Annotated in this window: 15 protein-coding genes; 10 read left to right on the top strand and 5 right to left on the bottom strand. The window is 32.6% G+C overall.

Features of this window, described 5'->3' with window-relative positions:
* The first annotated feature begins 83 nt into the window (after nucleotides 1–83).
* From MY1_RS04360 to MY1_RS04350, 3 genes are read left to right on the top strand one after another with little or no spacing between them, the layout of a single operon-like run.
* Nucleotides 84–1,052, top strand: a complete 969-nt coding sequence (locus tag MY1_RS04360) for an LLM class flavin-dependent oxidoreductase (RefSeq protein ID WP_007550510.1) — start codon at nucleotides 84–86, stop codon at nucleotides 1,050–1,052.
* Complete coding sequence (locus MY1_RS04355) at nucleotides 1,052–2,161, top strand: thiolase C-terminal domain-containing protein (RefSeq protein ID WP_007550509.1); 1,110 nt, start codon at nucleotides 1,052–1,054, stop codon at nucleotides 2,159–2,161. The genes MY1_RS04360 and MY1_RS04355 overlap by 1 nt, the downstream gene beginning before the upstream one ends.
* A complete protein-coding gene (locus tag MY1_RS04350) occupies nucleotides 2,158–2,475 on the top strand; it encodes a zinc ribbon domain-containing protein (protein WP_007550508.1) in 318 nt (105 codons plus the stop codon). The genes MY1_RS04355 and MY1_RS04350 overlap by 4 nt, the downstream gene beginning before the upstream one ends.
* Here the strand turns inward: MY1_RS04350 and MY1_RS04345 are convergent, their stop codons facing one another.
* A complete protein-coding gene (locus MY1_RS04345; RefSeq protein WP_007550506.1) occupies nucleotides 2,476–3,300 on the bottom strand; it encodes a hypothetical protein in 825 nt (274 codons plus the stop codon).
* A 124-nt stretch (nucleotides 3,301–3,424) separates the two neighbouring features.
* On the opposite strand from MY1_RS04345, the gene MY1_RS04340 reads away from it, so the two are divergent.
* The 4 genes from MY1_RS04340 to MY1_RS04325 all read left to right on the top strand — a co-directional run bounded on the left by MY1_RS04340 (nucleotide 3,425) and on the right by MY1_RS04325 (nucleotide 5,639).
* Nucleotides 3,425–3,979, top strand: a complete 555-nt coding sequence (locus MY1_RS04340; protein WP_237698792.1) for a hypothetical protein — start codon at nucleotides 3,425–3,427, stop codon at nucleotides 3,977–3,979.
* 191 nt (nucleotides 3,980–4,170) lie between these two features.
* On the top strand, nucleotides 4,171–4,725 hold the full coding sequence (locus tag MY1_RS04335; protein ID WP_007550504.1) for a resolvase: 555 nt from the start codon (nucleotides 4,171–4,173) through the stop codon (nucleotides 4,723–4,725).
* 52 nt (nucleotides 4,726–4,777) lie between these two features.
* On the top strand, nucleotides 4,778–5,239 hold the full coding sequence (locus tag MY1_RS04330) for a hypothetical protein (protein WP_007550503.1): 462 nt from the start codon (nucleotides 4,778–4,780) through the stop codon (nucleotides 5,237–5,239).
* A 76-nt stretch (nucleotides 5,240–5,315) separates the two neighbouring features.
* Nucleotides 5,316–5,639, top strand: a complete 324-nt coding sequence (locus MY1_RS04325; RefSeq protein WP_007550502.1) for a hypothetical protein — start codon at nucleotides 5,316–5,318, stop codon at nucleotides 5,637–5,639.
* Nucleotides 5,640–5,954: 315 nt separating this feature from the next.
* Here MY1_RS04325 and MY1_RS04320 read toward each other — a convergent pair whose 3' ends face one another.
* The gene (locus MY1_RS04320; protein ID WP_007550501.1) at nucleotides 5,955–6,329 is read right to left on the bottom strand and encodes a hypothetical protein; all 375 of its coding nucleotides are present in this window, start codon (nucleotides 6,327–6,329) and stop codon (nucleotides 5,955–5,957) included.
* Between the two features lie 675 nt (nucleotides 6,330–7,004).
* Here MY1_RS04320 and thrC point away from each other — a divergent pair.
* Nucleotides 7,005–8,342, top strand: a complete 1,338-nt coding sequence (thrC, locus tag MY1_RS04315; protein WP_007550500.1) for a threonine synthase — start codon at nucleotides 7,005–7,007, stop codon at nucleotides 8,340–8,342.
* 148 nt (nucleotides 8,343–8,490) lie between these two features.
* The gene (locus MY1_RS04310) at nucleotides 8,491–9,744 is read left to right on the top strand and encodes a hemolysin family protein (RefSeq protein ID WP_007550499.1); all 1,254 of its coding nucleotides are present in this window, start codon (nucleotides 8,491–8,493) and stop codon (nucleotides 9,742–9,744) included.
* Nucleotides 9,745–9,746: 2 nt separating this feature from the next.
* Here MY1_RS04310 and MY1_RS04305 read toward each other — a convergent pair whose 3' ends face one another.
* From MY1_RS04305 to MY1_RS04300, 3 genes are all read right to left on the bottom strand, one after another.
* The gene (locus MY1_RS04305; RefSeq protein ID WP_007550497.1) at nucleotides 9,747–10,799 is read right to left on the bottom strand and encodes a type II glyceraldehyde-3-phosphate dehydrogenase; all 1,053 of its coding nucleotides are present in this window, start codon (nucleotides 10,797–10,799) and stop codon (nucleotides 9,747–9,749) included.
* An 89-nt stretch (nucleotides 10,800–10,888) separates the two neighbouring features.
* The gene (locus tag MY1_RS09860; protein WP_007550495.1) at nucleotides 10,889–11,035 is read right to left on the bottom strand and encodes a hypothetical protein; all 147 of its coding nucleotides are present in this window, start codon (nucleotides 11,033–11,035) and stop codon (nucleotides 10,889–10,891) included.
* A 148-nt stretch (nucleotides 11,036–11,183) separates the two neighbouring features.
* Entirely contained in the window at nucleotides 11,184–11,930 is a 747-nt protein-coding gene (locus MY1_RS04300) for a 3D domain-containing protein (RefSeq protein WP_007550494.1), read from the bottom strand.
* Between the two features lie 260 nt (nucleotides 11,931–12,190).
* Between MY1_RS04300 and MY1_RS04295 the strand changes: the two genes are divergently transcribed.
* Nucleotides 12,191–14,038, top strand: a complete 1,848-nt coding sequence (locus MY1_RS04295; RefSeq protein ID WP_007550493.1) for a glycosyltransferase family 2 protein — start codon at nucleotides 12,191–12,193, stop codon at nucleotides 14,036–14,038.
* Nucleotides 14,039–14,130 lie beyond the last annotated feature (92 nt).

The raw sequence follows: 14,130 nt of genomic DNA, 5'->3' as shown, positions 1-14,130 counted from the left end.
TAGAAGCATCTGAATACGAAGAGTGACCAAATTTTCTAAAAGATATCGGAAACACTAGAATATCCAATAGTCTGAATTAATTCATGCGTATAGCATATAGTTTAGGCTCTCTTCTTACTGTAAATCAAGTCTTAGAATGCTCAGAAATCCTATCTCATACTAATGTAGATACAATATGGATTCCAGAAACATGGGGGATGGAAAATTATTCCATGTTAGGTGCAGTATCACAAAAAGCACTGGAACCAAAAATAGGCTCATCAATAATTAATATTTTTTCTAGGAGCCCATCGTCTATTGCCATGGGTGCTGCAACTGTAGACATACTATCAAAAGGACGTTTGATTTTGGGTCTTGGAACAAGCAGCACATCAATTGTAGAAGATTTTCACGGATACAAATTTGAAAATCCTGTTTTAAGAATGAAAGAATATGTCGAAATTATAAGACTTGTTTTATCTGGAAAGCAAATTAATTATTCGGGAAAAATATTTAATTTGAAAAATTTTTCTTTGCTGATAACACCTCAGAGAAATAAAATTCCAATATACTTGGCAGCAGTTAATCAAAAAATGGTAGAGTTGACATGGGAGATTTCAGATGGGGTAATTTTTTATTTAAGACCATTAAATGAGATGAAAAAAACAATCCAAAAAATGCAATCAAAAAGAAAAATTGATGTAACATGTCAAATTATTACTTGTGTATCTCATGATGAGGAAATTGCAATAAATCGTGCTAAACAAACTCTAGCATTTTACATATCTGTTGGAAAAATTTATCGAGAATTTTTATCAAAAAATGGATTTGAGAGTGAAACAAAGAATGTATACGAGGAGTTTAAACAATCTGGATTTAAAACAAATCATGAGTTAATATCAGATAACATGCTAAAATCATTAACTATTGCAGGTACTCCTGATCAATGTCTCTCACAACTGCAAAAATTCAAAGATACTGGAATTGATTTACCAACAATACAATTCAATCCTGTTGGTGATGTGATTGATTCTTTTAAATTATTCACAACTACATTTTCAGAGGAAAAATAATGTCCAAAGTCGGAATTGTGTCATACGGATTAACAAAATTCTCAAAAGATGACTCGAAGATTGAATCAGTGCTTTTACAGTCTACAAAAAAACTATTTGATGCCAGCCCTAATTTGAGTAGAAATGACATTGATGCGGTTTTGGTTTCCACCAATAATAACTCAAAATATCTTTCTGCGGTTTTATCTGAAATGTCTGGAATTGAGCCTAAAATTGCTCATTCTGTAGAGAGTTTGTGTAATTCTGGAACAAATGCAATAGTATCTGCATATTCGTACATCTCGGCAGGATTGGCAGATGTGGTGTTAGTGTGCGGAGCTGAAAGATATGACAGCCCTGGACAAATTTTGGAATGGGATAATTCAAGAGGAGAATTCAAACATCCAATTTTTTGGGCAAGTATATTTACAAAAGCATACAAAAGAGAATTTTCTATTACGGATGACGATCTGGCAATTGTACCTGTCAAAAATCACAAACAGTCAAAGAATAACCCAAATGCACTTTCTGAAAAAACATACTCGTTAGATGAAGTAATAAATTCTAAAAAATTAACTGATGATCTTAGGTTACATGATTGCTCAAGACCCTGTACCGGAGGTGCATCAATTTTACTTGCATCAGAACATGCATGTAAAAAATACACCGATACTCCCATATGGATTTCAGGGATTGGACAAAAAACAACTTCAGCTGGATTTACAAAAAATATCACATTTAGTTCAATGGAATCATCAAGAATTGCTGCAACATCGGCATTTCAAATGTCAAAACGAAGTATAAGTGATGTAGATGTAGCAGAAGTTCACGATGCATTTTCCGTTTGTGAACCGATGGCTTTAGAATCACTAGGTTTTACAGATAAAGGAAAAGGAATGGATTTGATAAAGGAACTTCATACAACAGACAATTTTAAAATAAATCCACGAGGTGGCTTGATTGGAGCAGGGCATCCATTAGGTGCAACAGGGATAGCCCAAACAATTGAAATAACACAACAATTGCAATCATCTGCTGATAAAAGACAGGTAAGCAATGCAAAGATAGGTCTAATTCACAACATGTCTGCAGCGTCAACATCTTCGACTGTGTTGGTATTGGAAAGATGAATTTTGAGACAGAGTTAGAAAATGGACATTTTATAGTAGCAGAATGTAAGCATTGTCAGAAAATTGTATGGCCGCCGTCTGATTTTTGCAACAAGTGTTTTAGGAATGTTTCATGGCGAAAGGGATCTCATGAGGGTAAAATCATAGAATTTTCAAGGAAAAATGATTCTTATTTTTGTCTAATCGAAATAGAAAACAGTATCAGAATAATCGGAAAATTATCTAAAGGAATTCCTATTGAGGGTCAACAAGTCAAGATAGAAAAATGCGGAATTGAAAATAAGAATTATAATTTTGAAATTTCTTTAGTGTAATCAATTGAATTTTGTATAGATATACGGAGTGTCAGATATCTGATCAAAAGTCCAAATGGTAGGAAGTAAAGATGTTTTAATCACTTGCAAGCAGTGGCTGTCAATCAATGAACTCCATCCTCCCACCGATTGATTTCCAGAAAGTTGTCTTTTTGAGTGTGTTCCTGCAAAAACAATGCATGTATTTTTTTTAAGATTCGTATTTGATATTTTATCAATGATGTTTTTTGCCAATACATCGCCTCCCATCTGAGGCAATCCTCCGATAAAAAACACAGGAAATGACAAATTTAATGTAGAATAATCAAATTCGATTGCATCTGCACATATTGGATTGAAATTAATATTTGTCGTAGATACAATGTTATTTTGTAATTCCACCAACACATCATCGATTTCAATACTTGTTGATTGTAAATCTAAAATTTTTGAGCAGTATGCAATTCTACCATCCCCCGAACCGATATCAATTAGTTCTTTGTAATCGAGACTTTTTGCAATTGATGCCGCAATGTATGCTGAAATAACCCATGTTGGATAAAACGGCTGACAGCTAGAACCGTGTTTTATGCTATTAAGCCAATACTCGTTAATGTCTCCTTCATAAACTGTACATAAAGTACCTGCAATTTTTTTTTCATAAGAATTGTGATAGATTGGATTTTTTTTAATAAATTCGTGTAGTAATTTCAAATGTGATTCATTAATTGGAAAAAACTCTGAAGAACAACTAGGGATTATTTCTTGAATGTGAGCGTGGCCATCATATGTTTTTACAAATTCTTGTTTTAATGTGCCTAAATTTTCGGCAAGCCTATCCAACATACAAATAACTCGAAAATGGGATTCTTAAACTCATTGTGACTCATCTAAAAATAAATCACTATTGCTCAAAATATGTGATGTTTACTAATTTTCAAATAATTTATCTAGTCATCTTATAATATGCGTGAAAATAATTAACGGTATGTTCCTTAATCTTTACGGAGTAATTTTACAATCAACCCAAAAAATCGATACTCCGACATTGGCAGTAATAATTAGCTCAATTACTGCAACAATATTTGTAATTACACTGATTTTAACTTGGAGAAACCTTAGAGAAAACACTAAAGTGTCATATTCTCAATTATTAAGAGGATTTCACGAGGATCTCACAAACAGACTGGATAAAAATTCAATTCTAAAAACTACGGAAGACTGCCACAGGTATGCTAATGATTATCTAAATACGGTTGATGAGATTGCATTTTTAGCACTACAGAAAAAAATCCCTGTAGGAATTGCCCAATATCTTAATCGATTCTTTGCATATGGTTTGACAATAATTGATTGGTATGATCATATGATCGGTGAAGATTTCAAAAGAATTGCAAAAAATAACTGGCCAAATTATTTCACGTATTGCCAAAAACACAGCATAACCCCAAACCCTGACGATAAATTGCCAAAAATAATGTTAGATTATAATCAACTACGAGAAAAAGAATCAAAAGACAACTAGGAAAATTCTTAATTAAAGATTAAACAAATTCGGAATCTAAAAAAATCTTGTTTGAAAATATTCATCAAATGTTTCATTCTTCTTTAGCATACGAGTTCAATAATTTATTATGTAAATTAGTAGCATGGTACTTTGTAACGGTTATTCTGTAATTACCCACTTTACTATATCCAAGTCACATATGAAGAAATATGAGCAATAAATTGACCTCAATTTCCATAATCCGACAAAAACCAGTCAAAGACAATAAAAAAATTGCACGTACACGCAGACAGCGCGGGTACAATTGGGAAGATACTCTGGTAAAAAGATTCAATTCTGTAGACACTTGGAAAGCGTTCAGGCTAGGGTCCCCCAGCATAGCATTACCAGATGTTTTGGCAGTAAACACTCAATCTAGCATGATTTTTAGCATAGAGGCAAAATCTGGAACAAGCACATCACTTCCTGTACCTGCAGATCAGATCGAAAGATGTCAAAAATGGATTACAACGTTTGACATATACAAAGAAAGAAAAGTCATACTTGCATTCAAATTTCTTTCAAAAAAAAGGATCGGGCAAGGACTGTATGAAAATAGAGAATTGAGAGAGTTTTACAAGATTTGGGACGAGTCAAAAAAAATAACAGATTGTGTTTGTACATACGACGGGGAAATATTTGCAAAAATTGATGGTAAAAGAACAAATCTCCATCTTGAAGAACAAAAGATGCCATTTAAGAACAAACATAGAACTAGTGCCTAAATAATAGATTTAGTAACATAGCGTTTTTTAATGATTGATGCTAAATCATAGCATGACCGAGAACAGTGCTGAAAAATCAGAACATGATGAAAGTGAAATTCAATCAAAATCATTATTGGAGACTGTATCTGAAGCAAAGGGAACAAAATCACGGGTAAGTTTTGAAGAATTTACCGATGAAAGAACTTTGATCAGTTATGATGCATTTGGAAACAAACAGATGAAGATTAAAGTTTTGGAAGTATCTGATGAAAATCCTCCATCAAAGTGGAAATTTGGTGATCGAGTAAAAGTTAGTAAAATACTAGTCACAATAAAACACCTATCTTCTCAAGAAGTAGAAGAAGGGGAGTTTGACATTGAAGCAATAGAGCGGGAATTAGCTGAGAAAAGACACTATACTTCGACAAACAGATGGGTTCCAGCAAACGATATCAAAAACGGTTATGTTTTAGGTTCAAGACACACCACACTGATTAGCGATGCGGCCGCTTTGGACTATATTGTATTCTAGTTTGATTAGTTGACGCATCTAACATCAACATATTTCAACTAAAAACCTTTAAGGAACAGAAATTGAAATCTGAAATATGATTACTAAGATTATCGAGGTTAATGGAACAGAGTTTAGACTCACATTAACTGATCAAGTAGTAAATCATGTAAATAATCTCAAAAGCCTGTATAATGCAGCTTATGAAGATCCAGAGAGTTTTGAGGAAGTTAGCGCTGAAATTTCAAGTACAATAAACGATATTGCAACTGCTGTTGACCCTGAACCTTCAGATAGTGATCTTGATGGGTTAATTCAAGAGATCATAAAGGTGGTTGACAACAAAGCCGCAGAGATGGAAAAAGAGTTGGAAGGCAAACCAGACAAGCCCACAACAAAAAAACAAAAGTCAAAAAAATAAGGTCATTTGACCTGAAAATCAGAAAAATTTGCAGTATTAGTTATATTGTAAATATGTAACAGAAATGTATGGCAAACGGTTGTGAGTGTGGCATCTGTGATCACAGAACAGAAGAAGAATGTAGAAAAAAAGAATGCAAATGTTGCTTAAATTTCCATGAAAGATCAGGCCCCAAAAGAAAATAGCAATTAATTATTTTTAATTCAGCTTTTAACATGACAACTGCATTTTTTTGCAATATGGCGTGAGCATCCAATTAAGCGGTGATCCTTACACCCACATAAAATACATTTTTTATCTTTTTTCTCCATGTTTTTAGAGTTTATCAAGTATGTACTTTATATCATTCATTAATTTTTTATCAGATAGCGATTCCAAAATCTTCAGTCGTATGTTTTTTAATCGATTAGAATCATTAGCATATAATGGAGCCATCGTCTCTATCTCCTTTTCAAACGAATACATATCCAAATAATGCTCAAACTTGGATTTTAGTTCAGAAAAATCAGATAATGGATTATTATCATTATCAGTTTTTGTGATGAAGACTTGAAAGAATCCCTTTATCTTTGATATTTCTTTTTTAATAGTGTCAAGGTCACCAGGTTTGTCCTCAAGTTTTTCTAGTGTGTTATATGCAATTTGGACCTTTTCCAGTATTCCTTTCAAATAGTCATTATAAGTTACCATGATTAATTTTCGATTGGATTAATCTAATCTAAAAGTTTAGAATCTAACCGTGTTTTTAATAATTTTGCTGACGTTCATCATTTCTACAATCCTCACATGGACAATGCCAATGGCACTGAAGATTCTGGCGTTGTTTCAACTCCTTTTTCTTTCGTGTCATGATTTCAATCTAAAATCTACAAACTTAAGTTTGTTGGAGTTTAAAATCCATTTTATCATATACGATTTTTCCTAACAAAGAGAATACGTATTGTAAAATAGTATTTGTTCCGGATTTAGGTACAACCCATGTAATTACCTAAAAAATGTGATAAATTTACTCATGTTTGTCGTTTATGTGTCTGTAATTGTAATGGCATCTTTTATTGCAGAACCAGTCAAGACCTCCCAAGTATTGTACATTATCTGTCTTTCCGCAGTATTTGCACTTTATAGTGTGTTTCATATTCTTTTGATTCTTCATATTCTCTATTCTCCTATGTTGTTTTAGATATTTTAGACATTCTCGTTTATCTCTGTGCTTTGATCCTCTTCTTTGTTTTTGCCTAATAATAACAGGTAATTTTTGGTTTAGACTAGATCGTATCATATTGCCTAAAAATTCAGAAATTAAATTAATTCATATTATGAAATTTATTCTTAACTTTAAATTATCACTGATTCCGCTAACTGACAATGCAAGATGACGCATATCTCAAGTGTATTGACCCTCATTGTGGATTAGAATATCCTATAATGAGCACTAATGTAGAATGTGAAAAAGGTCACCTGTTAGATGTAAAATATAAAAATAAACCTTCAGATAAACTAAAAAAAACATTTTACCAAAGACGAGACTCTCAAGAAAATATATTTAATGAAAGCGGAGTTTGGCGATTTAGAGAACTACTTAATTTTTGCCAAATAGATACTGAAAATGTTGCAGAGTGTTCAAAGTATTTGGTTTCTCTAGATGGTTCAGAAGGAAGGCAGTCAAAACCTTATCAGATGTCAAAAGCAGCTGAATTCATAGGCATTTCAAATAACAAATTATGGTTGCAACCAGAAGGATACAACCCAAGCGGCTCATTCAAAGATAACGGGATGGCAACTGCAGTAACACATGCAAAAATGGTTGGAGCAAAAAAAATTGTTTGCGCATCAACTGGAAATACATCTGCATCTGCTGGCATGTTTGCTGCAAATGAAGGAATAAACTGTGATGTATACATTCCATCAGGTCAAATTGCTCCAGGTAAGCTAAGCCAAGCGTATCAATTTGGAGCTCAAATTATTCAAGTTGATGGAAATTTTGATGATGCATTAAAACAATCCCTTGATGATGCAAAAAATCATAATGGATACACGGTTAATTCGATAAATCCATTTAGAATAGAAGGACAAAAAACAATTCCGTTTAGAGCTTTAGAATATTTGAGATGGGAATCTCCTGATTGGATTGTATATCCTGGTGGTGCACTTGGAAATACGTCTAGTTGCGGAAAAGCATTGATGGAGTTATACGAATGGGGATGGATTAAAAAAATACCAAGAATTGCAGTAATTAATTCTGAAGGCGCAAGCACACTATCTGATTTGTATAATGGGGAATTTGAAGGCGAAGAACTACGCTGGAATAAAGGAAATACAAATACCGAATTAATATCAAGATACTATGATCATTTAGACAAAGAGGGAATTAGACCAAAAACAAAAGCTACTGCAATTCAGATTGGAAGACCTGCAAATATTCTAAAAGGATTACGTGCACTAGAATTTACAAACGGTGTTGTGACGACAGTGTCTGATTCTGAGATGTTAGATGGCATGGCAGTAGTTGGTTTGAATGGATTTGATTGTGAAATGGCCTCCGGAGCATCAGTTGTTGGAATTAAAAAATTAGTAAATGAAGAAATTATCAAAAAAGATGATGTTGTAGTAGGCATTCTTACAGGTAGACAAAAAGATGCGATGCTTCCAGTAGAGTATCACAATAATCCAAAAAATAAATTTGCAATTCCGCCTAAAAACTAGCCTCAATTAAACAATTTTTTATTATTTGTGCTGTTTAGATATTAATCCTTAAAAGAGGGGGTTACAAAATATTATCAACCAAGAGATGGTGCATAAAAAATAAAATGAAGAACAAATTTTGTTCTAACAAGATTTTACGAGGGATAACATGGTAGAACTTTGGCTTGAACTTACAGCGTTAGCTGCGCTAATAGGATTATCTGCATTTTTCAGTGGTTTGGAAGTTGCGTTGATAGGAACTAGAAAATCAACGGTTAACCAGCTTCTAAAACAAAAAGTAAAGGGAGCCAATGCACTTCACAAACTAAAATCTAATCCAGGATGGATGATGGCAAGTGTAAATCTTGGAAATAATATAGTAAATGTAGGATCTTCAGCATTTGCAACTAGTATTGCAATAAGAGTATTCGGGGATAATGGTCTAGCAATAGCTGTTGGAATTATGACCTTTCTTATTTTGATATTTGGCGAGATTACCCCAAAAACATATTGTAATGCAAATGCAACAAAAATAGCGATCAGGTTTGCACCTGTATTGTTGATTTTTAGCTATGCGTTTTGGCCAGTTGTTAAAATATTGGAAATAATTACAATATCCATAGTAAAATTAACTGGAAGTAGTCACCACAGTCCATTAATCACAGAAGAAGAAATTAGAGGCATAGTTGAACAAGGATTTGCAGATAAAGCATTAGAAAAAGATGAAAGTGATTTGGTTCACAGTGCATTAGATTTTCATGATACTGTAATTAGATCAGTGATGACCCCTCGAACAAAAATGTTCACACTTCCTGCAAAAATGCTGCTTGTTGATGCTCTTCCTTTAATTAATGAAAATCCACATTCAAGAATACCTATTTTTGGAGAATCTCAAGATGATATTGTTGGATTTGTACATGTTAGAGACATACTAACGCACATTGAAAAAGAAGAAAGAATGGTCACCCTTGACAAAGTTGCAAGAAAGCCGGTATTTGCTTCTCAAGAAAAAATGGTAAGTGCTTTACTAAAAGAAATGAAAGGTCGAAAAACACACATGGCAATTGTAATTGACGAACATGGAGGAGTAGAAGGACTGGTAACATTTGAAGATCTAATCGAAGAAATAGTAGGCGATATTGAAGATGAAACAGACAAAATACCTCCAAAAGAATTTGAATCAATTGACAAAGACACGATAATCACAAATGGAGATATTGAAATTTACAGACTAAATCAAATTTTCAAATCAGAATTACCTGAAGGAGATGATTATTCTACACTTAACGGGCTTTTACATGAAAGATTACAAGACATTCCTAGAGAAGGGGATAAACTTGAGTTAGACGATGTTAGAATAGTTGTTGAAAAAGTAATTAAAAACAAGCCTGTAAAAATCAGAATAGAAAGAATAAAGAAATAAAATTAATTTTTTCTTGCAAAATATGATTCTAGTTTTTGTTTTCTTTCTTTCATGTTAAATATTGATTCCGTATGAGAGAATGCATCTTTGTATGATTTTCCAAACAACATTGCCTGCATCAGCATATGGTTTTCAGGAATGACAATACCAGTTTGATCATCAGAATACATCATTTGGACAGTATCGTCAATTGACACTGTCATGTTTGCATGAATGTGAATCATGTTTGTGTCAGTGAAATTAAATCCCATGTTCTTAGCATAATCTCTAATGTCTTTTGTTCCCTTTGCTGTCCACAAAATAGCTACGCCGAATTCATTTGTAAAAATCTCATGAATTTCTGAAGGAGTTGGTGCTTTACCACTAAAACGAATATCCATGATATGAAGATGCATTTGTCTAGTTGGAACTTTAATTGCACGGACAAATAATGGTGCATCTTTTCCAAAATACATCTTTACATCATCACCATGATGTGGTTTTTCAGTCATTTCGATAGTATCAGTTACTTGTTTATCTGTTTGTTCAATGTCTGCCCATCTTCTAACTAACGTAACATCAAATCTAACTAGTCTGTTTGAAAACTTGATTCTTAACGGCTCTAAAATGCGTCCCATGCCAGTAACATTGCAGCTACCTTGCATGACATGCTTTTTTCCAATGGCCAAGTCATAATTTGCCCTTGAGTTAAACAACAAATCAGAAACTGCCTCATCACCCATAGTAGTCTCCCCTCCTTGGTAAATTACAGACAGATTTTTTGGGTCGTAGATGTTTTTCTTATTCTTGTATCCATGACCCCCGGGAGACGCATCTATTACTAGATCACAGTCATCAAGAGCAGACTCGATGGTTCCGGCAATTTTGAAATCTTTAAAATCATTTAATTTTCTTTCTGGTACATAGACATTTAATCCACGAGATATAGCTACGTTAACATCATCATCTGGGGAATACTTTCCCACGCCAATTACTGAGATTTCAGGATCATCTTTTAGAAATGATGTAATTCTGCTTCCAATAGAGCCATAACCATTAACAAAAATTTTCTTCATATTTTTTCTAAGAATGACCCATTTATTTAGATTCTAAAAGTTCTTGTTCCTGAAACTAATTTTATAATTATAATAAGAATTACAATATTTCAATCATTCCAAGAAACATCATAAGCTACAATCGATGTATGTTTAGACTTTGGTTTTTGGGCTATTCCCCATTCGTCAGGAGTATGTCCGGAATTAAGTTCAGATATTTCACCCCATTTGAATTTTGGAATTTTAGCTGTTTCCATGAAATATGAATATTAACAGTATATCTTAAGTAGTAGGATTACAATGCACTCAAATATCAAATACCGCATAATCAAGATTCAAAATAAATAATATTTTGACCACATTATTAGATTTGATCATATTATACATCATAAAATCACAAGAAAATTACTTTACTTTTAGAATTTGTTGCTCAATTAAGAACTTTAAAGCGTTTAATGCCTCTATTTCAGAAATTCTATTTTGTTCATACCATAAAAAAATATTTTGTATCCATTCTTGGTTTTTTGTCATATTGAAATTAGAATCTTTAAGAATATTTTTTTGTCGCAAATACAACGTCTCATCTATGATGCATATAGAATAATCATTACTTGTGATTCTAAACGCTTCTTTTCTAGCGTCTAGTCCGACACCTGTATACACATCAATATGTTTTCCAATTATTGCAGGGCCAACATCATTTGAACTAAATATAATTTCATTCCAAGGTGGAGGAGAATTAGGAATTGTGATTTTTGAATTCATTTTTATAATTTTAGGATCAACTGCTATAGTTCCAATAATCAACTCATTGTCATTTGCATCCAAAGGAACAGAATTTAGATAGTATTTTTGTTCATCCCAACCTAAAAAATCTCCAAAAGATGTTTTACCCCACCCTTGAATCTTTACTTCATTTAAAAAATCAATTGAAAATCCATACCATTCTCCATCAATGTTGACAGGAGCGACATTTGATGAATAATCAGATTCTAATGGAAGAAAATATCCTGTTACATACCAACCGTCAGTACAATTCTCCGTTTGAATTTGTAAAGATTCATCTTGTAATAAAGCATATTGTGAAAAAGATGCAGGTATAATTGAAATTATAATTAAAGCAGCCAATAATGATGTAAAAATAACTTGCATTAGATTGAATTTGGATAACTGACTTTATTATTAAAATTATTGAGACTGACATGAAAAATATCCAAGACTCATGCACGGTTGATATGGCGAGATTTTTTATTATTTGTAAAAATATTTTTTATTGCCAAAAAGCTTCTTAAATCTAGTTTAGATGTTAGGCTGCCATAGAATAAGAAATTAACTAAAAAAATAGACAGTTTAGAGAATAAACATGACAAGTTTACATTTAAGAGCAAAAATAGTCCAAACAAATTACAGATTTGGACAAAAATTACATTATTTCAAAACTTAGCTATGCCATTACAAATAACATAGGAGATTTTGGAAGAAACCAATATCTTCTAAAAAGAATTAAAGAACAGGAAATTCTTTTTGAATCAGATAAAAAATATTTGAAAAAAATTTTAGGACTAGACAATATTGAGATAAAAAAAGATAAACAAACAGATATGTCAAAAAAAGAATTATCCATATTCCTAAATCCAAATCTAATCAAATGCTCGCTATGCAATAGAGATATTCAATTAAATGAAAAATCTACAAGACAAGACAAAAACTGGTTTCACTTAGATTGTTTCAATACGCTCTCTAAAGGTAAAGAGGAAAAATCACGCATAAAAAATACATATGAGAATGCAGAGAACACATCTAATGTAACATCTAAGATAAAAAAAGATCCTGTACAAATTCTACTAACAGCTACAATCTTTATTTTCTTAATTGTGACAGTTTATTTTCTTCTAGGACCAATAAGTATGATTGCAATGGGATTGGGTGGATTCATTACAATGTATCATGTTCTTGGGGCAAGTAAAAAGTTATACTCTAAAAATATTTCAGGAACGCGTGCACCATCGATATTTTTAATATTTTTACTTGGTTCTCCGTTTATTATTGCAACGTTAATTGCTTATGAAGGATACACGTTACTAGAATCCCCCGTCAGAATCATCCTACTTTGGGCAATGACAATTTCATTTTGGTCAACAATGTTGTTTGTACCAATGGCAGTTTTAAGTAAGCATAGAGAAGATAGACAGGTAGACATAAAGGAATTTCCAACTATTTCCATAATAATTCCTGCGTACAATGAAGAAAAAGTGATTGCACACACAATAGAAGGACTGCTAGAAACAATCTATCCAAAAAAAGAAATCATATTTGTAGATGATGGAAGCAAAGACAAGACATTATCAATTGCGATGGAATACAAAGATAAAATTAAAGTATTACATAAAGAAAATGGCGGAAAGGCATCTGCGTTAAATTATGGTCTAGTGTATGCAACTGGAGAGATCATTGTAATAGTAGATGCAGATACAATTATTGGAAGGCATTCCTTAAAAGAAATTGTAAAAGGGTTTGAAATTAATGAACATGTTGCAGCTGTTGCAGGTAATATCAAAGTAAGAAATAGAGTTAACTGGATTACAAAATGTCAAGCATTAGAATACATCACAGGAATTCAAATAGTTCGACGAGCTTTTGATGTATTTGGATCAATTACTATTGTTCCAGGAGCGCTAGGTGCTTTTAAAAAATCATATATTACAGAAGCTGGAGTCTATGGCAAAGAAACAATTGTTGAAGACTTTGATCAGACAATTAAATTGCTAAAGGCTGGGTTGATTACTCAGGGAAGCTCAAAAGCTACTGCATATACAGAAGCACCAAACACACTACATGACTTTGTAGCTCAAAGAAAAAGATGGTATCGTGGAAACATTCAGGTATTAAAAAGACATTCAGATGCGTTGTTTAATCCACGATTTGGTTATCTGCAAAGATTGTCATTACCCTATCTGTTTTTGGGAATGGTAATTACTCCAATTATTGGATTTACAGCTACCGCAAATGCAATTTTGGGAATAATTTTGGGGGACGGATTGTATGTTTTACAGGTGTCTTTGATTTTTGTCGTAGTTCACTATATGATGTCTGCGTTAGCTATTAGGATAGATGGGGAAGATCCTAAATTGTTATGGCATGCAGGCTTTTTGGTTTTTGGATTTAAACAGATAATAGACTTTTTGCTGCTAAAAGCAATCCTAGAGCAACTAAGAAAGAAAAAAGCTACATGGACGAGTGCTAAAAGAATAGGTGTGTAAAAGATACAGCATATTTTGCAAACCAAAATGACAATGCAATACTATGAGTTATTGAAAATATATCTAATGCATGGTGAAATTAATTTACAACT

Source organism: Nitrosarchaeum koreense MY1 (assembly GCF_000220175.1).
GTDB classification, from domain to species: domain Archaea; phylum Thermoproteota; class Nitrososphaeria; order Nitrososphaerales; family Nitrosopumilaceae; genus Nitrosarchaeum; species Nitrosarchaeum koreense.
This window is presented reverse-complemented; position numbering and strand designations above follow the sequence as displayed.